Source organism: Pseudomonas sp. P106(2024), assembly GCF_057480815.1.
Genome location: NZ_JBLIYU010000019.1, coordinates 18944 through 44314 on the forward strand (window position 1 = coordinate 18944; position 25371 = coordinate 44314).

Sequence of the window (25371 nt, forward strand, 5' to 3'; positions counted from 1 at the left end):
CGCTAAGCGATCAGATTATCTATTTCCTGTGCAGTAAGACGTTTCAAGGCCTCCAGGGATTTAGTCAGTTCGTCATGGGCGTTGGCGACCTGCCCCGACTTGCGTTCGACCACCTGGCTGAAATCGCCCAGGGTGGCCTGCTCGAACAGCTCGTTCAGGCTCAGATCGACGCCCAGTTGCTCACGCACCCGGCCGATCACCTGGACGATCAGCAGCGAGTGCCCACCGAGGTCGAAGAAGTTGTCCTGCAGGCCCACCCGCTCGACGTGCAGCACCTCGGCCCAGATCACCGCCAGCTTGCGCTCCAGCTCCGTGACCGGCGCCACATGGGCTGGCTGCAGTTGGCTGGCGTCCGGCAGCGGCAGGGCCTTGCGGTCCAGCTTGCCGTTGGGGGTCTGGGGCATGCGCGCCAGGCCCACCAGGTGGCCCGGCACCATGTAGTCCGGCAGGCCGGCCTTCAGGTGCGCGCGCAGCTCGCCGCGAAGCGCTTCCACGCCTTGCTGCGCGTCGTGCAGCACCAGGTAGGCCGCCAATTGCTTGCCGGCCGGACCGTCGATATCGATCACCGCGGCCTCGCGGATCGCCGGGTGCAGCAGCAGGCGCTCCTCGATTTCGCCCAGCTCGATACGGAAGCCACGGATCTTCACCTGATGGTCCAGACGCCCGACATACTCGATCACGCCGTCGTCGCGGTAGCGGGTCAGGTCGCCGGTGCGGTACAGGCGCGCGCCCGGCTCGCTGGCGAACGGATCCGGCACGAAGCGTTCGGCGGTCAGCCCCGGACGGTTGTGGTAGCCGCGCGCCAGGCCATCGCCGCCGATCAGCAGCTCGCCGCGCGCGCCTTGCGGCAACACGTCCAGCTCGGCGCCGAGCACATGCAGGCGGGTGTTGGCCAGCGGACGGCCCAGCCATACGTCGTCGCTGGCGGTCAGGTAGTGGCAGGCCGACCAGATGGTGGTCTCGGTCGGGCCGTAGACGTTCCACACATGCCCGGCCTGGGCAATCAGGCGCTGGGCCAGCTCGGCGCTCAGCGCCTCGCCGCCACACAACACCTTCTTGCCGGCGAAGGCCCCGGGCGCCGCGGCATCCAGCAGCATGCGCCAGGTCGATGGCGTGGCCTGGACGACGCTGACCGCCTGGGCCTGGATCACCGCCAGCAAGGCCTGCGGGTCCTTGTTCACCTGCTCGCCCAGCAGCACCACGCGGGCGCCGCGCAGCAACGGCAGGTACAGCTCAAGGCCGGCAATGTCGAACGACAGCGAGGTCAGCGACAGCACCTTGTCCGAGGCATCGATGCCCGGCTGGCGCGCCATGCTGCACAGGAAGTTGACCAGCGCGTCGTGGCGGATGGTCACGCCCTTGGGCTTGCCGGTGGAGCCGGAGGTATAGATCACGTAGGCGAGGTTGTCCGGCAGTGCCAGCTGGCGCGGGTTGTCCTCGCCGTGCTCGGCCGGCAGCGGCCGGTCCAGGCACAGGCTGTGCACCTGCGGCGGAATCGGCAGGCGCTGCAGCAGGCCGGACTGGGTCAGCAGCAGCGCGATACGGCTGTCCTCCATCATGTAGGCCAGGCGGTCCTCGGGGAACTGCGGGTCCAGCGGCACGTAGGCGCCACCGGCCTTGAGCACCGCCAGCAGGCCGACCAGCATGTCCAGGCCGCGCTCCACGGCGATCCCCACCAGCACATCGGGGCCGACGCCCAGGCTGCGCAGATGATGGGCCAGGGCGTTGGCGCGACGGTTCAGTTGCTCGTAGCTCAGCGACTGCTCGCCCAGCACCGCGGCGATGGCCTGCGGCGTACGCGCGGCTTGCGCCTCGATCAGCTGCTGGACGGTCTGCCCGCGAGGGTAGTCGGCGGCGCTGTCGTTCCAGGCGCGCAGGGTGCGCTCGCGCTCCTCGCGGCTCAGCAACGGCAGTTCGGCAACCCGCTGCCCGGCGTCCTGGCAGATGCCCTGCAGCAGGTTGCACCAATGCTCGGCCATGCGCGCCACGCTGGCAGCCTCGAACAGGCTGGTGGCGTAGGTCAGGGTCGCGCTCAGGCCGCCTTCGTGCTCGGCAGTGTCCAGGGTCAGGTCGAACTGCGCGGTCTGCTTGTCCGAGACCAGCCCCTGCAGGCTGAGGCCCGCCAGTTCGCGGGACTCGCCCAGCACCTGGGTCTGATGGTTGAACATTACCTGGAACAGTGGGCTATGGCTCAGGCTGCGCTCCGGCTGCAGGGCCTCGACCAGTTGCTCGAAGGGCAGCTCCTGGTGCGCCTGAGCACCCAGGGCGGTGTGCTTGACCTGTTGCAACAATTCGTCGAAGCGCAGTTGCGGCTGGAAGCGGGCATCCAGCACCAGGGTGTTGACGAAGAAGCCGATCAGCCCTTCGGTCTCGGCCCGGGTGCGGTTGGCCACCGGCACGCCGACGCGGATATCGGCCTGACCGGAATGGCGATGCAGCAAGGCCTGGAACGAAGCCAGCAGGAGCATGAACAGGGTCACGTCCTGTTGCCCGGCCAGTGCCTTGAGCTGGGCGACCAGGCCCGGTTCCAGGCTCACCTGCAGGCGAGCACCGTCGTATTGCTGCACGGCCGGGCGTGGGCGGTCGGTGGCCAGTTCGAGGATCGGCTGGGTACTGCCCAGGCGCGCTTGCCAGTAGTCCAGCTGGCGCCGTTGCTCGCCGGCCTCCATCCACTGGCGCTGCCAGGCGGCATAGTCGGCGTACTGGAACGCCAGGGCCGGCAGCTGCGGGGCCTTACCCTGCAGATGGCTTTCATAGCCGCGCACCAGTTCGTCGACCATGATCGGCATCGACCAGCCGTCAGCGACGATGTGGTGCAGGGTCAGCACCAGTACGTGTTCGTCGGCGGCCAGGCGCAGCAGGCGGGCGCGCAGCAGCGGGCCGTGCTCGAGGTTGAACGGCTCGCGCACCTGGGCCTCGACCCAGGCCTGCAGCGCCGGTTCATCCAAGGCAGCCGACGCGACCTGCAGCGGAACATCGAGGATCGGGTGCACCACCTGTTCGGCACTGTCGCCCTGCTGCCTGAAGGTAGTACGCAGGGTTTCATGACGGGCGATCAGCGTGGCGAAGCTGCTGCGCAGGGCCTCGATGTTCAGCTCGCCCTTCAGGCGCAGGGCCGAAGGGATGTTGTAGGCGGCGCTTTCAGGCTCCAGCTGCCAGAGGAACCACTGGCGTTGTTGGGCGTAGGACAGCGGCAGCGGCTGGTTGCGGTCCACGGCAGTGAATGCCGGCGCCTGGCTGGCCGAGCCTTGGCCGGCGGCCTGGGCGAAGGCCAGAAGGTCGGCGGACTCGAACAGGCTGCGCAGCGGGACTTCCAGTGCCAGGCGCTGGCGGATGCGCGAGGTCACCTGGGTGGCCAGCAGCGAATGACCGCCGAGTTCGAAGAAGTTGTCGTGCAGGCCAACCTGCTCGACCTTCAGCACTTCGCTCCAGATCGCGGCCAGTTGTTGCTCCAGCGCCGTACGCGGGGCCACGTAGCCCTGTTGTAGCTGGCTGGCATCCGGTTTCGGCAGGGCCTTGCGGTCCAGCTTGCCGTTGGCCGTCAGCGGCCACTGCTCCAGCACCAGGAAGTGGGTCGGGACCATGTAGTCCGGTAGGTTGGCTTTCAGGTGCTGTTTCAGCGTGTCGCGCAGGGCGGCGTGGTCGGTGGATGGGTCTTGAGCGATCAGGTAGGCCGCCAGTTGCTTGCCCCCTGCCCCGTCGATATCCAGCACCAGCACTTCGCGCACGGCGGCGTGCTCTTGCAGGCGTGCCTCGATCTCGCCCAGTTCGATACGGAAGCCTCGGATCTTCACCTGATGGTCGATCCGACCTACGTACTCGATCACCTCCTGGCCGCGATATCGCGCCAGGTCGCCGGTGCGGTACAGACGTCCACCTTCGCTGGAGAACGGGTCCGGCACGAAGCGTTCAGCAGTCAACGAGGCGCGGTTGTGGTAACCGCGTGCCAGCCCGGCATGACCGACGTGCAGCTCGCCCGTGCAACCCTTGGCCACCGGATTGAAATCGGCATCCAGTACATACATCGACAGGTCCGGAATCGCCGCACCGATCGGGCTGCCCGGCTGTTGCGTATCGGCGAAGCGGATCGGCCGGTAGGTCACATGGACCGTGGTCTCGGTGATGCCGTACATGTTGATCAGGTTGTCGCAGTCCTCGCCGAAGCGCTCGAACCACGGTTGCAGCGCGGCCACATCCAGGGCTTCGCCACCGAAGATCACATAGCGCAGTGCCAGATCATCAGCACTGTCACAGGCCACCCGCATCAGCGGCTTGAACGCCGATGGGGTCTGGTTGAGCACGGTGACACCCTGCTCCACCAGCAACTGGTGGAAGTCTTCCGGCGAACGGGTGTTTTCACGCGGCACGATCACCAGGCGACCACCGTGCAGCAGTGCACCGAAGATCTCCCACACCGAGAAGTCGAAGGCATAGGAGTGGAACAGCGTCCACACATCCTGCGGGCCGAAGCCGAACCAGGCATCGGTGGCCTTGAACAGACGCAGCAGGTTGTGGTGCGGCAGCAGCGTGCCTTTCGGCTTGCCGGTCGAGCCAGAGGTGTAGATCACATAGGCCAGGTTGCCCGGCTGGGTCAGGTGCTCCGGGTTTTCATCACTGTAACCGGCCAGGTCGTCTTCCAGCTTCAGGCTGCGAACCGGGGCCGGCACGGGCAGATCGGCCAGCAGATGACCTTGCGTCAGCAGCAGCAGAATGCCGCTGTCGTCCATCATGTAGCTCAGGCGGTCCTGCGGATATTCCGGATCCAGCGGCACATAGGCGCCCCCGGCCTTGAGGATCGCCAGCACGCCGACGATCATCTCGAAGCCGCGCTCCACGGCGATGCCCACCAGCACATCCGGCCCCACGCCCTGCTCGCGCAGCTTGTGGGCCAGGCGGTTGGCACGACGGTTGAGCTGGCCGTAGCTCAGCGATTGCCCGGCGAAGGTCACGGCGACCGCCTCAGGCGTACGTGCTGCCTGCGCCTCGATCAGCTCATGGGCACACGCCGTGCTCGGATAGCTGGCCACCACCTGCTGGTCCTCCACCGGCAGGCTAAGCCCACCCAGTGCACGCTCACCGTCAGCCGCCAACTGCGCAAGCAAGTGCTGGAAGTGCCCCGCCAACTGGTCGATGGCCTGTTCGCTGAAGCACTGGCGATCGAAACTGAAACTCGCCTCCAGGCGCTCACCTACTTGCACCACCAGGGTCAGCGGGTAGTTGGTCTGCTCCTGGTTGAGCACCTCGCCAAACTGCAGCCCCCGCGGCGCGCCCTGTTGCAGCGCCTCGGCGATCGGGTAGTTCTCGAAGACCAGAATATTGTCGAACAGCGCCTCGCCGCTCCAGCCAGCCCAGCGCTGGATCTCGTACAGCGGCGTGTGTTCGTGTTCGCGCAAGGCCAGGTTCAGCGCCTGGACCTGCTGCACCCAGTCGCCCACGGTCTGTTCCGGGCGCGGGCTGGCGACCACCGGCAAAGTGTTGATGAACAGCCCCAGTTGCTCCTCGACACCCGGTAACTCGGCCGGGCGTCCGGATACGGTGGCACCGAAGGTTACGCTGGCCTGGCCGGTGTAGCGCTGCAACAGCAGCAGCCAGGCCGCCTGGACCAGGGTGTTGAGGGTGACGCGCTGGTCCCGGGCGAAGTCCGCCAGCTGCCGGGTCTGCTGCGCCTCGAAACGCAGCGCCAGCGCACCATGGCCCTGCCCCTGGGCCGAGGACTTGAACGCCTGGACCAGACGGGTCGGCTCTTGCAGCTCGGCCACCTGCTCACGCCAGAAGGTTTCGCTGGCCTGCTGGTCCTGGCCTTGCAGCCACTGGATATAGTCGCGGTAACGGCTGGTCTTGGCGCCCGGCGTCACACCACTGTAGCGCTGCAGCACTTCGCCCAGCAGGCGCGAGCTGCTCCAGCCATCCATCAGAATGTGATGGCTGGTGTAGATCAGGTGATGACTGTCATCACCCGTGCGGATCAGCGTCAGGCGCAGCAGCGGGCCGCTGGCCAGGTCGAAACCGGACTGGCGCTCGGCCTGGGCCACGGCATCCGGATCCTGGGGCGGGTCGAGTTCGACGAAAGGCACCTGTACCTGACGGCGCACCACCTGCACCGGCGCCGGCAGATCCTGCGGGAAGCAACTGCGCAGCACTTCGTGGTTGTCCACCACCGCCTGCCAGGCCGTCCGGAAACGCGCCATGTCCAGCCCGCGCACATCCACGCGCAGCTGGTTGATGTAGTTGCCCGCCGCCTGCTCGTAAAGGCTGTGGAACAGCATGCCCTGCTGCATCGGCGACAGCGGGTAGAGGTCCTCGATGTCCCCGGCCGCCAGCGGCAGGCCATCCAGTTGCGCCTGGGTCAGCTCGGCCAACGGGAAGTCAGACGGCGTGACGCCCTGGTGTGGCGCCTGGGCGCAGTGCTCGACCAACTCGGTGAGCACCTGCTCGTAGCGACGCGCCAGGGCCTCGATGGTCTCGGGGCGGAACACCTCGCGGCTGAAGCTCCAGTCCAGTTCCAGCTCGCCCTGGTAGACCTGACCGGTGATGCCGAGCCAGTTGCCCAGCGGGCTGTCCAGATCCTGGGTGGCGCCGCCGCCCTCGCTGGCCGGGGTGAACAGGGCGCCTTCGGCCTCGGCGAAGCTGCCGTCGAACTGGCCCAGGTAGTTGAAGGTCACCCGTGGCTGTGGCAATGCCGCCAGGCGCTCGCGCAGGTCGGGCTCGCCGAGGTAGCGCAGCACGCCGTAGCCGATGCCTTTGTTCGGCACCGCGCGCAACTGCTCCTTGATCGCGCACAGCCCCGCGCCCAGCGCCCGGGCCGGCGTCAGGCGTACCGGGAACAGGCTGCTGAACCAGCCCAGGGTACGGCTGAGGTCCAGTTCCGGGAACAGGTCCTCGCGGCCATGGCCTTCGAGCTGGATCAGGATCGACTCGTCTTCGGTCCAATCGCACAGCACCCGCGCCAGGGCCGCCAGCAGCAGATCGTTGACCTGGGTGCGGTATGCAGCGGGTGCCACCTGCAGCAGTTTGCGGGTCAGCGCGGTGTCCAGGCGCGACGAGGCATGGGCGACGTGACGGTTGGTCTGGGCGCCCGCCGGATTGTCCCGTGGCAATTCATCGCCAGCGGCTGCGAGGCCGTCCAGCCAGTAATCGGCTTCGGCCAGCAGTTCGGGGCTGCGGGCATAGGCGCCAAGGCGCTCGGCCCAGGCCTTGAGCGAACTGCTCTTGGCCGCCAGCGTCAGCGGCTTGCCCGCGGCCAGGGCGGTGTAGGCCAGTTGCAGGTCTTCCAGCAGCACCCGCCAGGACACCCCGTCGACCACCAGGTGGTGGATCACCAGCAGCAAACGCTGCTGGCCTTCGGGCAGGTCGACCAGCAACGCCCGCAGCAGCGGCCCCTTGGCCAGGTCGAGGCTGCGCTGGGCCTGCTCGGCCAGGGCCGGCAGCTCGGCCACATCATTCAACGCGCGAACCCAAAGCATGTCCTCGGCCTTGCCGGCCTGGAACTCGGCCTGCCAGGTATCGCGCTGGGTGAAGCGCAGGCGCAGGGCGTCGTGCTGGTCGACCAAAGCCTGCAGCGCGCCCGTCAGGCAGTCGGCGCGCAGCGCCAGGGTCGGCTTGAGCAGCAGCGCCTGGTTCCAGTGCTGGCGCTCGGGAATATCGGTTTCGAAGAAACGCGCCTGGATCGGCAGCAACGCCAGCGTGCCACTGACCTGCTCGAGCGCCGTGGCCTTTTTCTCGATGCGCTTGGCCACCGCCGCCAGCTGGCCGATGGTCTGTTTCTCGAACAATTGCTTGGGGCTGAGCTTGATGCCCTGGCGCTTGGCCCGGGCAATGATCTGCAAGCTGAGGATCGAGTCTCCGCCCAGCTCGAAGAAGTTGTCGGTAGTGCCGACCTGGTCGAGCTTGAGCACCTCGGCCCAGATCGCAGCCAGGGCCTGCTCGATCTCGCCGACCGGCGCGGTGTACTGGCGCCGGGCGACACCCGGTGCCGGCAGGGCGCGCTTGTCGAGCTTGCCGTTGGCGGTCAGCGGCAGGCGCTCCAGGACCAGGATCTGCGCCGGCACCATGTAGTCCGGCAGGCGGTCCTGCAATTGCTGGCGCAAGGCTTCACCCTGCAGTCCCTGCCCCACGCACCAACCCACCAGTTGCAGGCGGCTCTCGTCACCGTCCACCGGCTGGGCCAGGACCACCGCTTCGGCGACCCCGTCCAGCCCCAGCAGCACCCGCGCCACTTCGGCCGGTTCAACGCGATAACCGCGCACCTTGACCTGGTCGTCGGCGCGGCCGATGAATTCCACCTGGCCCGAACGGTTGCGCCGCACGCGGTCGCCGCTGCGGTACAGGCGCTGACCTGGCCGCGTCGGGTCCGGCACGAAGCGTTCGGCGGTCAGACCCGGCTGGCCCAGGTAACCCTGGGCCACGCTGGCACCGCCGATATACAGCTCGCCCGCGACCTGGTCGGCCACCGGGTTGAGCACATCATCGAGCAGCAGCACATGGGCGCCCGGCAGCGCCGTGCCCACTGGCACGGCGCGGGCCTCGGCGGCGAGGGTCGAGACCTCGTGGGTCAGCACGCCGACCGTGGTCTCGCTCGGGCCATAGTGGTTGATCAGGCGGCAGCCCGGCTTGAGCCGGCGCACCTGCTCCACCAGGGCGGGCGTGCAGGCCTCGCCACCGACGATCAGCGCCTGTTCGGGCAGCACATCGGCGGGCGTGCCGGCCTGCAGCAGCGCCGCCAGGTGGCCGGGGACGATTTTCAGCACGCCGACCCGGTGTTCGGCCATGTAGCGAGCGAAGGCGTCCGGGTCGAAGCCCAGCGCCTCGGGCAGCACGTGCAGCAAGCGCCCGCCGCACAGGGCGCCGAACAGCACGGTGTGGCCCAGGTCGGCGGCGATGGTCGAGACCAGCGCCATGCTCGCCTCCGGCGCCGGCGCCAAGCGTTCGAGCAGGCCGGCGACGTAGCTGGCCAGGGCGCCATGGCTGACCAGCACGCCCTTGGGCTGGCCGGTGGAGCCGGAGGTGTGGATCACATAGGCCGGCGATTCGGCCCACAGCGTGATGGCTGGCGCGCTGGCTGGCAGGTGCTGCCATTGTTCGGGCACATAGGCCAAGCACAGGCGATCGGCGGCGGCCAGGCTGGTCAGTCGGGCATCGCCTGCGGCGCACAACAGTACCTTGGCCTGCGCCGCGTCGAGCATCTGCCGCAGGCGCGCCTCAGGCGCCTTGGTGTCCAGCGGCATGTACACGGCGCCGGCCTTGAGAATGCCGAGCATGCCGGTCAGCCAGTCCAGCGAACGCTCCATCAGCACCGCGACCGGCTGGCCGCGGGTCACGCCCTGGCGTTGCAGGTAATGGGCCAGGCGGTTGGCGGCCTGATCGAGGGCATCGAAGCTCAGGCTGTGCTCCAGGCTGCGGGCGGCGAGCGCCTCGGGCTGCCGTTGCACCTGCTGCTGCCACTGCTCCAGCACCAGTGCCGGCACCTCGCGCTCCGGCGCCTGCCCGACACGCAGCGGCGCGGCCAGGCGATGCAGCGGCAGTTGCGGCGCGTCGAGCAACTGGCCCAGCAGCTCGATGAACGCCGGAATGAACGCCTCCACCGTGGAACGCTGGTAGAGGTCGCTGGCGAAGGTCATCTCGCCATGGATCAGCTGGCCGTCGTCGGTGATGTCCAGCGCCAGGTCGAAGTGGGTGCCGACCTTGTCCAGCGGGTACTCGGCGACGCTCAGACCCGGCAGGGCCAGCGAGCGCTGGCGTTGCATGCCGACGTTCTGGTTGAACTTGACCTGGAACAGCGGGTTGTGGCCCAGGTTGCGCTCCGGCACCAGCGCGTCCACCAGTTGCTCGAACGGCAGTTCCTGGTGCGCCTGGGCACCGAGCACCGCTTCGCGCACCTGGGCCAGCAGGTCGTCGAAGCTCAGGCGCTCGTCCACCTGGCAGCGTAGCACCTGGGTGTTGACGAAGAAGCCGATCAGCCCCTCGACCTCGGCGCGGCCGCGGTTGGCGTTGGGCACGCCGATGCGGATATCGCGCTGCCCGGCCTGGCGCGAGAGGAACAGCGAGAAGCCCGCCAGCACCAGCATGAACAGGGTCATGCCCTGGGCGCGGGCGTAGCCGCCCAGGCGTCGGGAAAGCTCGGCACCGAAGTCGAAGCTCAAGGTCTGGCCGTCGAAGCTCTGGGTCAACGGGCGGGCAAAATCAGCGGCCACTTCGAGCAGCGGCTGCTCCTGGCCCAACTGCTGGCGCCAGTAGTCGAGCTGGCGCTCGCCCTCCCCGGCCTCCAGCCAGCTGCGCTGCCAGATCGCATAGTCGGCGTACTGCACCTCCAGCGCCGGCAGCTGCGGCGCCTGGCCCTGGCTGAAGGCCTGGTAGCTGTGCACGAACTCCTTGACCATCACGTCCATCGACCAGCCGTCGGAGACGATATGATGCATGCTCACCAGCAGCACGTAGTCTTCAGCCGCCAGCCGGTACAGGCTGGCACGCAGCAGCGGCCCGTGCAGCAGGTCGAAGGGTTGGTGGCTGGCCTCGCGCACCTGCGCGGCCAGCTCGGCCTCGCGCCGCTCACTGGCGACCTGGGTGAGATCGACCTGCTCCAGCGGCACGACCTGGGTTTCGAGGATTACCTGGCGCGGCTGTTCGCCATCGACCTGGAACACCGTGCGCAGCGCCTCGTGGCGTGCCACCAGGTGCTCGAACGAGCGCCGCAGGGCCGCCACGTCGAGCCGGCCGCTCAGGCGCAGGCCGGCGGCCATGTTGTAGGCCGCGCTGTGTGGCTCCAACTGCCAGAGGAACAGCAGGCGCTGCTGGGCGAAGGACAGGGGAATGCTGGCGAAGTCGTGACGCGACTCGACCACCGGCAACAGGCTGAAGTCCTTGCCGTCCTCGCGCAGCTTGGCGAGGAAATGCCGGCGCTGCGCCAGGGGCAGGCTGACGAACCGTTTCGCAATGCGTACCGCCATGTTGCCACTCATGCCTCAACCCCTTCCAACGAACTCATGAACGCATCCATATCCGACCAGTCGTCATCCTTATCGCCACCCTCCAGGCGGCCCAGCTCGGCGGCCAGGTCGCCCAGCGCCGGGTGTTCGAACAAGCTGCGCAACGGCAGCACCAGGCCCAGCTGGTCCTTGATCCGCGCCAGCACCTGGGCGGCCAGCAACGAGTGCCCGCCCAGCTCGAAGAAGTGATCGTCCAGGCCGACCTTGGCCACGCCCAGCACCTGCATCCAGATCTGCGCCAGTTGCTGCTCGATGGCGCTCTGCGGCGGCCGATACTCAGCCTGCAACGCGCTCGGGTCCGGTACCGGCAGGGCCTTGCGGTCCAGCTTGCCGCTGGGCGTCAGGGGCAGGCGCGGCAACAGCAGCAGGTGGCCGGGCACCATGTATTCGGGCAGGCGGGCCTTGAGCAGGCTGCGCACCTGCTGGCGGAAACGCGCCTGCTCGGCGGCATCCTGTTCGGCGGCGTCGGGTACCACATAGGCGACCAGTTGCAGGCCACCGGTCATCGGCAGGGCCAGCACCACCGCCTCACGCACGCCCGGGCACTGCTGCAGGCGCGCCTCGATCTCGCCAAGCTCGATGCGGAAGCCCCGCACCTTGACCTGGTGATCGACACGGCCGATGTACTCGATGGCGCCGTCGGCGCCCAGGCGCGCGCGGTCGCCGGTGCGGTACAGGCGCTCGCCATGGGCGAACGGGTCGGCGACGAAGCGCTGGGCGCTCAGCGCCGGCTGGCCATGGTAGCCGCGAGCCAGGCCCGGGCCACCGATGTACAGCTCGCCCACGGCGCCCTGCGGCAGCAGTTCGAGGTCATCGTCGAGGATGTACAACCGACGCTGCGCCAGGCCCTGGCCGATGGGGATGCCGCGCCAGGACACCGCCTCGTGGCCGAGCCCGGTGCAGTCGTGGATGGTCGAGACCACCGTGGCCTCGGTCGGGCCATAGGTGTTGAGCAGGCGCACATGGCCCAGCCCGGCCAGTTGCCACAGGCGCAACCCGTCCACCGCCATCGCCTCGCCGCCGACGTGGATCTGGCGCAGCGCGCCGTAGTTGGCCGGCGGACGCGCCGCGAAGTCCTGTACCAGCCAGTACCAGTACGCGGCCGGCAGGTCGGCCAGGGTCACGCCGTGGCTGACCAGCACCTCGTGCAGGGCGGCGCTGTCCCACAGGCGGGTATCGCGCAGCACCACGCAGGCACCGTGGCACAGCGGCGGGAAGAACTGCTCGACGAAGCCGTCGAAGCTGCTGGTGGCGAACTGCAGGACACGGTCGCCTTCGCGCAGGTCGCTGTAGTCGATGGCGCGGGCGATGAACTCGCTCAGGGCGCCGTGGCTGATGGCCACGCCCTTGGGCCGGCCGGTGGAGCCGGAGGTGTAGATCACATAGGCCAGGTTGTCGTGCGTGACGGTAAGCGCCAGGTCGTCCGCCGGTACGTCGTCCAGCGCCAGTTGGTCCAGGCACAGGCAGCGCAGCCCATCCTGCGCCGGCAGGCCGGGCAAATGGGCGGTGGTGGTCAGCAGCCATTGCAGGCCGCTGTCCTCGAAGACATGGCCCAGGCGTTCGGCCGGAGCCTGCAGGTCCAGCGGCACATAGGCGCCACCGGCCTTGAGCACGGCGAGCAGGGCCACGGCCAGGTCCAGCGAGCGGTCCAGGGCCACGCCCACCAGCACATCGGGGCCGACGCCCTGGTGGCGCAGGTGGCGGGCCAGGCGATTGGTGCGGGCGTTGAGTTCGGCGTAACTCATCGACGGCGCCGCAGCGCCGTCGGCCAGGATCAGCGCCAGCGCCTCGCCGCTGCGGGCGGCCTGGGCTTCGAACAGGCGCTGCACCGGCACCCGCGGCGAAACTTCGGACACCGGGCACAGCAGCGCCTGGCGCTCGGCCTCGGCCAGCAGCGGCAACTCGCCCAGGCGCTGGCGCGGCGCCTGGCAGACCGCGCGCAGCAGGTTGCGCCAGTGCCCGGCCAGGGCGGCGATGGTGGTTTCGTCGAAGAGGTCGGTGGCATAGGTGAAGGCGGCGAACAATTGCTCGCCCTCTTCCCGCGTATCGAGCATCAGGTCGCTGGTGGCGGCATGCTGGCGATGGCTGCCGGCCAACTGCTCGGCGCTCAGGTAGCCCACGCGCAGACCGCAGTCCAGGCGCACGTCATTGAGGTCGGTAACCAGCGGCTGGTGGTTGAACATCACCTGGAACAGCGGCGTATGACTCTGGCTGCGCTGGGGCTGCAGGGCCTCGATCAGCGCGTCGAACGGCAGGTCCTGGTGCGCCTGGGCACCGACCGAAGCCTGGTGCAGGCTGCGCAGCAGGTCGCTGAAAGGCGTCTGCGCGGTGAACTGGCTGCGCAGCACCTGGGTATTGACGAAGAAGCCGACCAGCCCTTCGGTTTCGCTGCGGTTGCGGTTGGCGATCAGGCCGCCGACACGAATGTCGGTCTGGCCGCTGTAGCGGTACAGCAGGGTCTTGAACACCGCCAGCAGCACCGTGGACAGGGTCACGCCGTGCTGCTGGGCCAGCTGCTTCAGGTCCTCGCGCAGGCCCGCGTCGAGCGTCAGCTCCAGGCGCTCGCCGAGGTGGCTGGGCTGGGCCGGGTAAGGCCGGTCGGTCGGCAGCTCCAGCAACGGGTGCTCGTCACCCAGCTGCTCGCGCCAGTAGTCCAGCTGGCGCTCGCGCTCGCCGGCCTCCAGCCAACTGCGCTGCCACAGCGCATAGTCGCGGTAGTGCACCTTGAGCTCCGCCAGCTGCGGCTCGCGCCCCGCCACCAGGGCGTCGTAGCTGCGCATGAACTCGTCGATCAGGATGTTCATCGACCAGCCGTCGGCGATGATGTGGTGCAGGGTCAGCAGCAGCACGTGCTCCTGAGGCGCCAGGCGCAACAGGGCGATGCCGAACAGCGGCCCGCCTTCGAGGTCGAAGGCCTGGGTGGCCTGGGCCGCCATCTGCTGGTGCGCGCGCTCCCAGCGCGTGGTTTCAGGCAGGTCGGCCAGGTCGAACAGCTGGATGCTCACCGGCGCCGGTTCCGCCACCTGCTGCAACGCCCGCTCGCCGTCCTGGGCGAAGGTGGTGCGCAGGCATTCGTGGCGGGCGACCAGCAGGCTGAACGCCCGCTCCAGCACCTCGACCTGCAGCTCGCCGTCGAGGCGCACGGCCATCGGCAGGTTGTAGGCGGCGCTGTGGGGTTCCAACTGCCAGAGGAACCACATGCGCTGCTGGGCGTAGGACAGGCCGTCGCGCTCGCTCAGGCCGACACAGGACGACATGGGCAGCTGCGCGAAATCAATGCCCTCGCGTCGCATCCCTTCGAGGAACAAGCGGCGCTTGTCCAGGGGCAACTCGATGAAACGGCGGGAAAGTTTCTGGGCGTCTGCGGCATTCATGTGTGAGGTCCTTGCTGGTCGGCGGCGCGACCGGAAGGTCCGGGCGCATCAACAAGAACGAATGGGCGCAGGGATGATTTAGCGGCAGGCGTTCTACGCTGGCGCCCCGGGGGCGCTGCGCGCCCCTTTCGCGACGCAAGGCCGCTCCCACAAGAATTCGCGCCGGCCTGCCGGAACACGAAAGGGCTGCGCAGCAGCCCTGGGGATCGGCAAATCAGGCCTGGCCCAGCGTATGCCCCTCGGCCATTGCCACGATCACCTTGCGCGGACCTTCGAACGGCGCGCGGGCATGGGCGGCGAGCATGTTGTCGAGCATCATCACGTCGCCCTCCTGCCAGGGGAAGCTGATCTTGCAGTCCTCCAGCACCTGACGGATCTCGTCGAGCACCTCGTCCTCGATGGGCGAACCGTCACCGTAGTAGACGTTACGCGGCAGGTCTTCCTCGTCGACGATGTCCAGCAGGCTCTCGCGCACGTCGGCCGGCAGGTTGGAGATGTGGAACAGGTGCGCCTGGTTGAACCAGACCATGTCGCCGGTCACCGGGTGCCGTGCCACCGCCTGGCACACCTGACGGGTACGCAGCTCGCCGTCATCCTTCCACTCGCAGGTGATGCCATGGGCCCTGCAGTAGGCCTCGACCTCCTCCTGGTCCTCGGTGTTGAACACCTGCTCCCAGGACACGTCCAGGCCGTTGCCGAAGTTGCGCACGTACATCAGGCCCTTGCTGACGAAGCGCTCGCGGATATGCGCCGGCACGCGACGATAGACCTCGCGACTGTCGGCGATCGGCGTCTCGCCACCACTGCGGGCGGCAATCATGCTGTAGAACCAGATCTTCATCGGCCAGTCGCGGGAGTAGGCCTGCTCGTTGTGCAGCGGAATATGCTGGTGAGCCGGGTACTCGGTGGAGGTGTAGACCCCCTGGGTAACGTTGGTACGCGGTGTCGAGCCGAACTCGTAGTTGAGCAACGGATGACCGAAGCTGGCGGCGAACTGACGGAACTGCTCGGCGCCCTCCAGGCGGAATCCACGAAACAGGATGCCACCGTCGCGCGGCAGGTGTTCATCCACCAGCGCCTTGAGCTCGTCGAACACCTCCAACAGGTGGGTGTCGTCGTCACCCGCCTCCACCAGCAACGGCAAACGTCCCTGCTCCGGCAATAGCGGACGCACTGTAAATCCCACAGCAACACCCATGACGGGCCTCCTGTACACATTCGATGAAAGGGACCGGCGGCCCGTGGGCACGCTCGCGTCCGGTGATAGGAGGACGTTTCGAAGCGCGGGCAAATTAGTCGACCGCGCCCACACCCCGCAGGACTCCCTGGAAACACTTGCTTGCAATTGGCTCATCAGGTTTTGCCCTGCTCATGCGTCTCTTTCTGATACGGCCGGGCTTTTGCCCTTGAACTTCGCCATTGACACTGCGTACCCCATGTCGAAAAAGTCACGCTCGAAAATCTGGTTCCTCGTGCACAGCTGGCTGGCCCTGCCCATCTGGTTCTTCGTGCTGATCGTCTGCGTCACCGGCACCCTGGCGGTGATCAGCCGCGAGATCGTCTGGCTGGCCAATCCGGAAACCCGCGCCAACCCGCCTTCGGACGAGGCCCGGCGGCTTAACTACGACGAACTGCTGGTGGCCATGCAGCGCGATCAGCCCGGTATCGCCGTGGCCAGCCTGATGACCCTGAGCGAAGCGCACTTCGCCATGCTGTCGGACGTCACCTACCCCGACGGCCGCACGGTACGGGTCTACGTCAACCCCTACACCGGGCATATCCAGGGCGTCACCCCGTCGTTCAACTTCGAGGAGTTCACCCGCGCCCTGCACGGCTGGTGGCTGGTGCCACACACCAACGGCTACAGCTGGGGCTGGTACCTGGTGTCACTGCTCGGCCTGCCGATGCTGGCCTCGCTGGTCACCGGGCTGGTGATCTACAAGCGGTTCTGGAAAGGTTTCTTCAAGCCGACCCTGCGCTTCAACCAGGGCGCGCGGATCTTCTGGGGCGATTTCCACCGCCTGAGCGGTATCTGGTCGATCTGGTTCATCGCGGTGATCTCCATCACCGGCGTCTGGTTCCTGATCAAGGCCTTGCTCGCCGACAACCACATCTCCATCTCCAGCGAGCCGATCGTGCCGGTGATCGCCCGGGAAAAGGTGCCACTGACCGCCGACGGCAGCCCGACGCCGATGATCAGCCCGGACGAGGCCGTGCGCATCACCCAGCGCGAGATCCCCGGCTTCGACGTCGACTATGTCGGTTTCCCCAGCAATGCCTACGCCCACCTGAGCATCGGCGGCATCAGCTGGTATCCGCTGATGTACCAGAAGGCCGAGATCAACCCCTACACCGGCGAGGTGGACGCCACGCGCCTGCTCGCCGACCGCAAGCCCCTGGAGTTCGTCACCGAGTCCATGCGCCCGCTGCACACCGGCGACTTCGGCGGCCTGCCGGTCAAGCTGATCTGGTTCTTCTTCGGCCTGTTGCTGAGCATGATGGTGCTCAGTGGCCTGCTGATCTGGAGCAAACGCACCGCCCTGGCCACCGCCAACGCACTCAAGCGCAGCCAGAAGCAGGCGCGGGTGGTCAAGGCGCCGGTTTCAACGGAGGTCACGTCCAGCCCTTGAAACATTTTCTTTCATTTGCCTTGGCAGCTTTCTGATTCTCATTCGTCCTTACTGATGCAGCCTTCCAGGTTGAGCACAGACTCGACCGTATTTTTATATGCAGAAGACCGAGCGATGGCCCGACAATCGAGAAAGAAATCCAATTCCAAGCTGTGGTTTTTGGTCCACAGCTGGCTTGCCCTGCCGATCTGGTTCTTCGTCCTGATCGTCTGCTTCACCGGCATGCTCGCGGTGGTCAGCCAGGAGATCGTCTGGCTGGCCAACGCCGATGTACGCGCCAGCAAGCCCGACGGCGACAGCCAGCGCCTGAGCTACCAGCAGGTGCTCGACGCCATGCACAAGGCCGAACCGGACCTGGCGGTGCGCTTTTTCAGCCAGCCGGACGGTTCGCACTTCGCCCTGCAGGCCTCGGTGACCCGCGCCGACGGCACCAACCCACTGCTCTACGTCAACCCCTACTCCGGGGCTATCCAGGGCCAGCGCCCGGACTTCGACTTCGAAGCGTTCACCCGCGCCCTGCACGGCTGGTGGCTGGTGCCCTTCACCAACGGCTACAGCTGGGGCTGGTACCTGGTGTCGCTGCTCGGGTTGCCGATGCTCGCCTCGCTGGTCACCGGGCTGGTGGTGTACAAGAAGTTCTGGCGCGGTTTCTTCAAGCCGCTGCGCACCGGCCACGGCCCTCGGATCTTCTGGGGCGACGTGCATCGACTGGCCGGCGTGTGGTCGATCTGGTTCATTGCGGTAATTGCCATCACCGGTACCTGGTTCCTGATCCAGGCGATTCTCGCCGACAACCACGTGACGATTTCCAGCGAGCCGATCGTGCCGGTGATCGCCCGCGAACAGGTGCCACAGACCGCCGACGGCGGCCCCGCGCCGCGTATCGACCTGGACCAGGCGGCACGCATCGCCAACCAGAAGATCCCCGGCCTGGACATCAGCTTCATCTCGCTGCCGGCCACCGCCTACAGTCACTACAGCATGGGCGGGCGCGGCTGGTACCCGCTGATGTTCCAGACCGCCGAGGTCAACCCCTACACGTCCAACGTCGACAGCCAGTTCCTGCTCCGCGACCGCTCCACCCTGGAGTTCGTCACCGAATCCATGCGCCCGCTGCATACCGGTGACTTCGGTGGCCTGGCGATCAAGCTGATCTGGTTCTTCTTCGGCCTGGTCCTGACCCTGATGGTGTTCAGCGGCCTGCTGATCTGGACCAAACGCACCACCCAGGCCACCCTCGCCGCCCTCAAGCGCGGCGAGCGTCCGCGCTCACGCGCCACGGCCAGCCCAACCACCCTGGAGGCCCAACCTTGAGCCAGACCGACACCCTGCCGCCAAGCGGCCTGAAGCAGCTGTGGCTGAAATGGCGCTTCCATTTGAACATCCTGCTGATCCTCATTCCCCTGGGCTTCATGCCCAAGTACTTCGCCGACGCCAGCCTGTTCCGCGGCGACAGCGGCCTGGGTGCCAATATCGTCAAGGATCTCAAGGTCGGGCGCTGGACCCTGGACCTGGCCGAACTGCGTGACGAAGCCCCGCGCGCCGAGGGCCCGGCCGGCTACTTCAAGGCCTTCAACGCCGCCTGCACGAGCTGCGACGAAGGCGTCAAGGCCATCTACCTGCGGGTGGGCAAGCCGCGCAGCCTGCGCGCCGCCGGCACGATTTTCTTCGGCGCGCCGGCGCGCATGGGCACCGCGCTGCCGATCCCGCCGCGCACCCGCCCCGATGCCGACATCTGGATCACCATCGAAGGCTGGGACGGCAAGATGTACCAGGCCTCGGTGCCACTGGCCAAGGCATCCCCCGCCACCGCGGTCTGGCTCGAGAAACAAGGAGGCAACAAATGAAACAGCTGATGCGCAGGCTCGCCCTGCCCCTCTTGGCCCTGGCCGCCACCCCGGCGCTGGCGCACAACCCGATGTGCGAGTGCACCGAACACGGCGAACAGATCACCTGCAAGGGTGGCTTCTCCGACGGCAGCGGCGCCCCCGGCGTGACCCTGGACGTGATCGGCTACGACGAGCAGGTGCTGGTGGCGAGCAAGCTCGGCGACGACTCGACCCTGACCTTCAAGCGCCCCGACGGTGAGTTCTACGTGCTGTTCGATGCCGGCCCCGGCCATGTGGTGGAAGTCGACCACGCCGACATCGGTGCGCCATGAGCCGCGCCCAGGTGGTGCGCCCGGCCGGCGCCGGGCACGAGACCCTCTACGTGCTGTTGGCCGCGCTGCTGATCGTGGTGCTGGCCGCCAGCGTGGTGGCCGCGCGCGGCGAGCGCGAGGATGAACAGGCCATCGCCGCCCACCAGCTCGACGCCCGTCGCGACCTCAATGCCGCCGAACAGGGCATCCACACCGACCTGTGGGTGGCCGTCGAGGAGATCCGTGCCCTACGCGAGGACAACGGCACCGCCCCGGATGCCCAGGCCCTGGCCGACGAGGGACTGCCGCCGTTCGTCAGCGACGCCAGCAGTCAGAGCCGCGGCAGCCACCAGTGGTCGCTGCTGGCCAACGGCGCCTACCTGGGCCGCAGCCAGGACGCCCAGGTGGCCGGCAGTTTCCTGGTAATCCTGCCCGCCGCCAGCGATGCCCAGCCGGATGTCTGGTTGCGCCGCGACAGCACCGCCCTGCCCCCCGACGCGCTGGACAGCGACGCACTGATCGCCGCCGGCTGGCAGCAGATCGTCACCCACTACGACGCCGGGGTCACCCGTCAACACCGTCACTAAGGACCTGCCCATGCTCCGCTTCGCCCGCCTCACCCTGGCGCTGCTCCTGGCCTGCGCCCTGCCCGCCGTGGCCCTCGCCGACAATGGCAAGCCGCTGCGCATCGGCATCACCCTGCACCCCTACTACAGCTACGTGAGCAACATCGTCGGGGACAAGGCCGAGGTGGTGCCGCTGATCCCGGCCGGCTTCAACCCCCACGCCTACGAACCCCGCGCCGAGGACATCAAGCGCATCGGCAGCCTCGACGTGATCGTGCTCAACGGTGTCGGCCATGACGACTTTGCCGACCGCATGATCGCCGCCAGCGACAAACCCGATATCAAGACCATCGAGTCCAATGCCAACGTGCCGCTGCTGGCGGCCACCGGCATCGCCGCCCGCGGCGCCGGCAAGGTGGTCAACCCGCATACCTTCCTGTCGATCAGCGCCACCATCGCCCAGGTCAACAACATCGCCCGCGAGCTGGGCAAGCTCGACCCGGACAACGCCAAGTTCTACACGCAGAACGCCCGGGCCTACGCCAAGCGTCTGCGTGCCCTGCGCGCCGAGGCCCTGGCCAAGGTCACCCAGGCGCCGGACGCGACCTTCCGCGTGGCCACCATCCACGCCGCCTACGACTACCTGGTGCGCGACTTCGGCCTCGAGGTCACCGCGGTGGTGGAACCGGCCCACGGCATCGAACCGAGCCCAGCACAGCTGAAGAAGACCATCGACCAGCTCAAGGCCCTGGATGTGAAGGTGATCTTCTCGGAGATGGACTTCCCGTCAGCGTACGTCGACACCATCCATCGCGAGTCCGGCGTGCGCATCTACCCGCTCACGCACATCTCCTACGGCGACTACACCCAGGAAAAGTACGAGTTGGAGATGAAGCGCAACCTCGACACGGTGGTCCAGGCCATCCAGGAGAACCGCACGTGACCGCCGCCGCCAACCTCACAACCGCCAGCGGGCCACGCATCGAGTTCGACGGCATCGACCTCACCCTGGGCCGCACGCGCATTCTCGAGAACGTGCGCTTCAGCGTCGCCCCCGGCAGCGTGCACGCCATCGTCGGCCCCAACGGCGGCGGCAAGAGTTCGCTGATCAAGACCCTGCTCGGGCAGATGCCGCACCAGGGCCAGCTGACCCTGCACTGGCCCGGTGAGCGTGAAGTGATCGGCTACGTGCCCCAGGCCCTGGAATTCGACCGCGGCCTGCCGATGACCGTGGACGACTTCATGGCCGCCATGTGCCAGCGCCGCCCGGCGTTCCTCGGCCTGTCACGGCGCGTACGCCCGGCGATCGACGCGGCGCTGGCGCGGGTGGGCATGCTCGACAAGCGCAAGCGGCGCATGGGCGCGCTGTCCGGCGGCGAGCGCCAGCGCGTGCTGCTGGCCCAGGGGCTGATCCCCGAGCCACAGCTGCTGGTGCTGGACGAGCCGATGTCGGCCCTCGACGAGGCTGGCATCCAGGTGTTCGAGCAACTGTTGCACGGCTGGCGCCAGGCCGGCACCACCGTGCTGTGGATCGAGCACGACCTGGAAGCGGTGCTGCGCCTGGCCGACCGGGTCACCGGGCTGAGCCGCCAGGTGCTGTTCGACGCCCCGCCGGCCCAGGCCCTGACCCCCGAGCGCCTGCTCGGGCTGTTCTCCGTCCACCCGCGCAGCGAGAGCCTTGCCTGATGAGTTTCGAATCGTTCCGCCAGCTGGTCCAGGACTGGGCCACCGCTGGTTATCTGCCGGAAGCCCTGGCCTACGGTTTCGTGGTCAACGCCCTGCTGGCGGGCCTGATGATCGGCCCGGTGCTGGGCGGGCTGGGCACCCTGGTGGTGGTCAAGCGCTTCGCCTTCTTCTCCGAGGCGGTCGGCCATGCCGCGCTGACCGGCGTGGCCATCGGCATCCTGCTCGGCGAGCCCTACACCGGCCCGTACGGCAGCCTGTTCGGCTACTGCCTGCTGTTCGGCATCCTGCTCAATTTCCTGCGCAACCGCACCGGATTGTCCCCGGACACGCTGATCGGCGTGTTCCTCTCGGTGTCGCTGGCCCTGGGCGCGAGTTTGCTGCTGATGCTGGCCGGCAAGATCAACGTGCACATCCTCGAGAACGTACTGTTTGGCTCGGTGCTCACCGTCAGCGCCCATGACCTGCTGGTGCTGGGCATCGTCGCCGTGCTGGTGCTGGCCTTGGCCCTGCCGCTGTACAACCGCATCATGCTGGCCAGTTTCAACCCGCAGCTGGCGGCGGTGCGCGGGGTGGCGGTGAAGACCCTCGACTACCTGTTCGTGGTGCTGGTGACCCTGGTTACCGTGGCCTCGGTGAAGGTGATCGGCGCGATCCTGGTCGGTGCCCTGCTGGTGATCCCGGCGGCGGCGGCGCGGCTGGTCAGCCAGTCGCTCAAGGGCTTCTTCTTCGTCTCGGTGATCATCGCCACCCTGAGCACCCTGCTCGGCATCCTGCTGCCGATCGTCTTTGACCTGCCAGTGCCCTCGGGCGCGGCGATCATCCTGGTCGCCGGGATCTGCTTCGCCCTCGCGGCCCTGGCCCGCGCCCTCGTCCCCCGCCTGCAAGGAAACCCGGCATGACCCTGAACAAACTGCCCCTGGTCCTGGTCCTGAGTGGCCTGCCACTGCTGGCCAGTGCCACCGAAGTGCTGACCACCCTGCCGGTGACCCACAGCTTGGCCAGCGTATTGCTCGACGGCACCTCGGTGCAGCTCAAGCGCGCCGCCCCGGCCAACCTGCCAGCCAGCCGCCAGCCCTCGTACTTCAGTGGCCGTGGCGGCGCCAGCCTGCAGAAGGTGGCGCTGAAAGCCGACGCAGTGATCGGCGTGCGCTCGATCTGGCGTGACGATCCGCTCTACCCCATGGCCCGACGCAGCAACATCCGCATCGTCGAGATCGACGCCGCGCGCCCGGTGGACGGTGCCCTGCCCGGCATCGCGGTCAAGGGCGACGAGGCCTTCGCTGCCTATCCCTGGCTGAACCCGACCAACCTGGGGCGCATGGCCGATGTCGTCGCCAACGACCTGGAGCGCCTCTCGCCAACAGACAAGGCCAAGATCCAGGGCAACCTCGCCGGCCTCAAACGACAGATGCTGGAGCTGACCGCCAACAGCCAGACACGCCTGGCCGAGGTCGACAACCTGACCGTGGTCAGCCTGTCCGAGCGCCTGGGCTACCTGGCCAGCGGGTTGAACCTGGATATGGTCGAACAGCCGCTGCCAGCCGACGGCAAGTGGGACGAAGCCGCGCTCAAGGCACTGGGGGAAAACCTCAAGGCGCAGGATGCGGCCCTGGTGCTGCACCATCGCCAGCCAGACGCAAAGGTGGCCGAGGCGATCGCCGCTTCCGGGGCGAAGTTGCTGGTGGTGGACAGCGATCCGGACGACACCGTGGCGGGGCTCAAGGCCAGCGTCGAGCAGGTGGTCAAGGCGCTGGGCGACAGTTGAACGCCTCTGTAGGAGCGGCCTTGCGTCGCGAAAGGGCTGCGCAGCAGCCCCAGCAATGTTGATGGTGGCTTAGAACCTGGGGCCGCTGCGCGCCCCTTTCGCGACGCAAGGCCGCTCCCACAGGGGAACCGTTCCCTGCGCAACTGCGCAGCCCCTAAGGGCTGGGCTATCGCCTACAGGGACCGCCTCAACGCTTCATGCAGCGCTGATAACGCTCATCCACCCTGCCGGCAAACCACGCCGTGGTCAGCTTGCGGGTAATTTTCGGGCTCTTCAGCTCGATCCCCGGCAGCACCGCCCGTGGCAACGCCTTGCCCGCCTTCGCCTCAGCCAGGGCGAACACCCCGCGATACAACGCGGTGTCCTCCAGCGCCAGGCCATTTTCCTTCTCCAGTTGAGCCCTGATCTGTGGATTGCGCAGCCCAAGCTTCGCTCCCAGCTTGCGCGCCGCCTGCTCGGTGGTGCCAGGCAGGATCGCACCGGGGGCGATCAGGTCGCCGTCGAGCGCCAGCGACACCCCGCTCGCCCGGCTCAATGCCGCCTGGAACGCCGCGTTGCGGCTGGCGTACCAACCGGCATTGAAATCGGCGAAGCGGTACAGCTGACGCTCATAGTGGGTGGGATAGCCAAGCAGGTGGGCGATGCCGAAGTACATCCCGCCGCGACGGCTGAACACCTCCTGACGGATGCTGCCCGTGTGCTCGTAGGGATAGCCCTTGGCGTGCCGCTCGGCGAAATCCACGCTGACCTGCATCGGCCCACCGGTGCGCACCGGGTTCAGCCCGCCGAGCAGCGAGCGCCCCAGCGGCAGGCCGCCGATCACCTCATCGTAGAGGGCGCTGAGCTGCTTCTCGCTACGCACGGCGAGCAGCCGTTGCTGGTAGGTCTTGCCGTTGGCCGAGGGCGTGCTCAGGGCGCCATCGACCAACAGCCGGGGCACATGCAGGCGCGCCGCCCGACGGTCGATCTCCTCGCGGGCGATGCGCCCCAGGTTCGGTACCTGCGGGTCGGCGTTGAAGGTCGACTCCTGCTCGGTCACCGCCAGCACCGCGCACAGGTTGCTCTTGCTCGGGCTGAGGCCCTGGGCCTGGAACGCCACCTGGATATCCTCGGCCCAGCCCTGGCGGTCCTTGACCTGGGCCGGCAGCAGGTGCAGGAGCTGGGCGCGAACCTTGGCCGGGTCGGCCTCGCCGGCCTCCTCACGTCGTCCGGCGCAGCCTTGCAGCAGGCCCAGGGCCAACAGCGCGGTGGTCAGCAGGCGGGCGTTCAGGGCTGTTCACCGACCAGGTAGGTCTTGCTGATCTGGCGGAACAGCGGGTGGCTGGAGCTGCCCAGCAACTCGAACAGCACCATCTCGCGGGTGACCACCTGCGCCCCGGCATCGCGCATGCGCGCCAGGCCCGCTGCCTTGCTGGCCGGGGAACGGCTGTCGCAGGCGTCCTCGACCACGAACACCTGCTTGCCCAGGGCCCGCAGGCCGAGCACGGTCTGCAGCACGCAGACGTGGGTCTCCATGCCGCAGACGATTACCTGTTCGCGGTCGAGCAGGCTGGGGGGCAGGCATTCGGCGGCGACGCAGGAGAAGTGCAGCTTCTCGACGATCTCGGCGGCTGGCGCCGCGGCTTTGAGGGCGGCCAGGGTGTGGCCCAGGCCCTTGGGGTATTGCTCGGAGATCACCGTGGGGAGTTTTAGTTCGGCGGTGGCCGCGAGCAGCCAGCGGGCGCGGGCCGCGGTGCCCTCGGGGTCGCTCATGGCGCCTATCAGTTTTTCCTGGATGTCGATGACCAGCAGCGTGGCCTTGCGGGGATCGATCAGCATTGGCGGACTCATGGCTTGGGAGGAAGGGGTAGCCTTACCCAGGCGGGGAGTGGCGTCAATCAGAGGCTGCTGGTTTTGAAGGCGGAACCAGTAACTGCTGACATCTGAATTTAGTGCGCCTGTAGTTTTAAAGTTTGTTTTTATAGTTGTATACGCATTCATTGGCGATGGTGACGCATCGTCACCTTTTCGCCTTTACGGCGACCTACTTTTGCTCTTTCTTGGGCAAAAGTAGGCAAAAACCGCTGGCTCCATTCATCCGGCCCCTGCGCTTCGCTCCGGGGTTCCCTCGCTCCCACGCTATTCCCGCCCCAAGCTGAATCATCTGCGTGGGAGCGGGCTTGCCCCGCGAAACAATCGAGAGTTTAACTAAAAACCAACTAGCGACAGCTGCGCCAGTTCAGGCGCCG

14 protein-coding genes are annotated in these 25371 nt (G+C 67.5%); 9 read left to right on the forward strand and 5 right to left on the reverse strand.

The annotated features are described in order from the left end of the window. Positions 1-2 precede the first annotated feature (2 nt). From AC25M7_RS22755 to AC25M7_RS22765, 3 genes are all read right to left on the reverse strand, one after another. Positions 3-10955, reverse strand: coding sequence for an amino acid adenylation domain-containing protein (locus tag AC25M7_RS22755; RefSeq protein WP_486971493.1), 10953 nt, complete (start codon positions 10953-10955; stop codon positions 3-5). After that, positions 10952-14356 carry an amino acid adenylation domain-containing protein gene (locus tag AC25M7_RS22760; RefSeq protein ID WP_486971494.1) on the reverse strand — a complete coding sequence of 1135 codons (3405 nt, stop codon included), beginning with the start codon at positions 14354-14356 and terminating at the stop codon, positions 10952-10954. The genes AC25M7_RS22755 and AC25M7_RS22760 overlap by 4 nt, the downstream gene beginning before the upstream one ends. A gap of 214 nt (positions 14357-14570) precedes the next feature. Continuing rightward, complete coding sequence (locus AC25M7_RS22765) at positions 14571-15554, reverse strand: TauD/TfdA family dioxygenase (protein ID WP_207852438.1); 984 nt, start codon at positions 15552-15554, stop codon at positions 14571-14573. Between the two features lie 238 nt (positions 15555-15792). Here AC25M7_RS22765 and AC25M7_RS22770 point away from each other — a divergent pair, with 238 nt between their 5' ends. From AC25M7_RS22770 to AC25M7_RS22810, 9 genes are all read left to right on the forward strand, one after another. Beyond that, positions 15793-16986: a PepSY-associated TM helix domain-containing protein gene (locus tag AC25M7_RS22770; protein ID WP_028692198.1), complete on the forward strand. Its 1194-nt coding sequence runs from the start codon at positions 15793-15795 to the stop codon at positions 16984-16986. 114 nt (positions 16987-17100) lie between these two features. Continuing rightward, positions 17101-18300 (forward strand): PepSY-associated TM helix domain-containing protein, encoded by a 1200-nt coding sequence (locus AC25M7_RS22775; RefSeq protein WP_486971495.1) that lies wholly within the window; start codon positions 17101-17103, stop codon positions 18298-18300. Then, entirely contained in the window at positions 18297-18833 is a 537-nt protein-coding gene (locus AC25M7_RS22780; protein WP_486971496.1) for a thiamine pyrophosphate-binding protein, read from the forward strand. The genes AC25M7_RS22775 and AC25M7_RS22780 overlap by 4 nt, the downstream gene beginning before the upstream one ends. Next, entirely contained in the window at positions 18830-19147 is a 318-nt protein-coding gene (locus tag AC25M7_RS22785; protein WP_028692195.1) for a hypothetical protein, read from the forward strand. Before AC25M7_RS22780 ends, AC25M7_RS22785 begins: the two co-directional genes overlap by 4 nt. Next, positions 19144-19713: a DUF6162 family protein gene (locus tag AC25M7_RS22790; RefSeq protein WP_028692194.1), complete on the forward strand. Its 570-nt coding sequence runs from the start codon at positions 19144-19146 to the stop codon at positions 19711-19713. The genes AC25M7_RS22785 and AC25M7_RS22790 overlap by 4 nt, the downstream gene beginning before the upstream one ends. 10 nt (positions 19714-19723) lie before the next feature. Continuing rightward, positions 19724-20635 carry a metal ABC transporter substrate-binding protein gene (locus AC25M7_RS22795; RefSeq protein WP_486971497.1) on the forward strand — a complete coding sequence of 304 codons (912 nt, stop codon included), beginning with the start codon at positions 19724-19726 and terminating at the stop codon, positions 20633-20635. Then, on the forward strand, positions 20632-21378 hold the full coding sequence (locus tag AC25M7_RS22800; protein WP_028692192.1) for a metal ABC transporter ATP-binding protein: 747 nt from the start codon (positions 20632-20634) through the stop codon (positions 21376-21378). Before AC25M7_RS22795 ends, AC25M7_RS22800 begins: the two co-directional genes overlap by 4 nt. Beyond that, on the forward strand, positions 21378-22277 hold the full coding sequence (locus AC25M7_RS22805) for a metal ABC transporter permease (RefSeq protein ID WP_028692191.1): 900 nt from the start codon (positions 21378-21380) through the stop codon (positions 22275-22277). The genes AC25M7_RS22800 and AC25M7_RS22805 overlap by 1 nt, the downstream gene beginning before the upstream one ends. Further along, positions 22274-23143: a metal ABC transporter solute-binding protein, Zn/Mn family gene (locus AC25M7_RS22810; protein WP_241413498.1), complete on the forward strand. Its 870-nt coding sequence runs from the start codon at positions 22274-22276 to the stop codon at positions 23141-23143. The genes AC25M7_RS22805 and AC25M7_RS22810 overlap by 4 nt, the downstream gene beginning before the upstream one ends. A 187-nt stretch (positions 23144-23330) precedes the next feature. On the opposite strand, the gene AC25M7_RS22815 is transcribed toward AC25M7_RS22810, so the two are convergent. After that, positions 23331-24413 carry a DUF1615 domain-containing protein gene (locus tag AC25M7_RS22815; RefSeq protein WP_284144539.1) on the reverse strand — a complete coding sequence of 361 codons (1083 nt, stop codon included), beginning with the start codon at positions 24411-24413 and terminating at the stop codon, positions 23331-23333. Next, entirely contained in the window at positions 24410-24961 is a 552-nt protein-coding gene (locus tag AC25M7_RS22820; protein WP_028692188.1) for an isochorismatase family protein, read from the reverse strand. Before AC25M7_RS22820 ends, AC25M7_RS22815 begins: the two co-directional genes overlap by 4 nt. Positions 24962-25371: the final 410 nt, after the last annotated feature.

Excerpts from the sequence above, each read along its gene's own strand:
- AC25M7_RS22805 (WP_028692191.1), top strand. The coding sequence starts at position 21,378 with ATGAGTTTCGAATCGTTCCGCCAGCTGGTCCAGGACTGGGCCACCGCT.
- AC25M7_RS22795 (WP_486971497.1), top strand. The coding sequence starts at position 19,724 with ATGCTCCGCTTCGCCCGCCTCACCCTGGCGCTGCTCCTGGCCTGCGCC.
- AC25M7_RS22820 (WP_028692188.1), bottom strand. The coding sequence starts at position 24,961 with ATGCTGATCGATCCCCGCAAGGCCACGCTGCTGGTCATCGACATCCAG.
- AC25M7_RS22760 (WP_486971494.1), bottom strand. The coding sequence starts at position 14,356 with ATGAATGCCGCAGACGCCCAGAAACTTTCCCGCCGTTTCATCGAGTTG.
- AC25M7_RS22775 (WP_486971495.1), top strand. The coding sequence starts at position 17,101 with ATGGCCCGACAATCGAGAAAGAAATCCAATTCCAAGCTGTGGTTTTTG.
- AC25M7_RS22785 (WP_028692195.1), top strand. The coding sequence starts at position 18,830 with ATGAAACAGCTGATGCGCAGGCTCGCCCTGCCCCTCTTGGCCCTGGCC.
- AC25M7_RS22810 (WP_241413498.1), top strand. The coding sequence starts at position 22,274 with ATGACCCTGAACAAACTGCCCCTGGTCCTGGTCCTGAGTGGCCTGCCA.
- AC25M7_RS22770 (WP_028692198.1), top strand. The coding sequence starts at position 15,793 with ATGTCGAAAAAGTCACGCTCGAAAATCTGGTTCCTCGTGCACAGCTGG.
- AC25M7_RS22755 (WP_486971493.1), bottom strand. The coding sequence starts at position 10,955 with ATGAGTGGCAACATGGCGGTACGCATTGCGAAACGGTTCGTCAGCCTG.
- AC25M7_RS22765 (WP_207852438.1), bottom strand. The coding sequence starts at position 15,554 with ATGGGTGTTGCTGTGGGATTTACAGTGCGTCCGCTATTGCCGGAGCAG.
- AC25M7_RS22790 (WP_028692194.1), top strand. The coding sequence starts at position 19,144 with ATGAGCCGCGCCCAGGTGGTGCGCCCGGCCGGCGCCGGGCACGAGACC.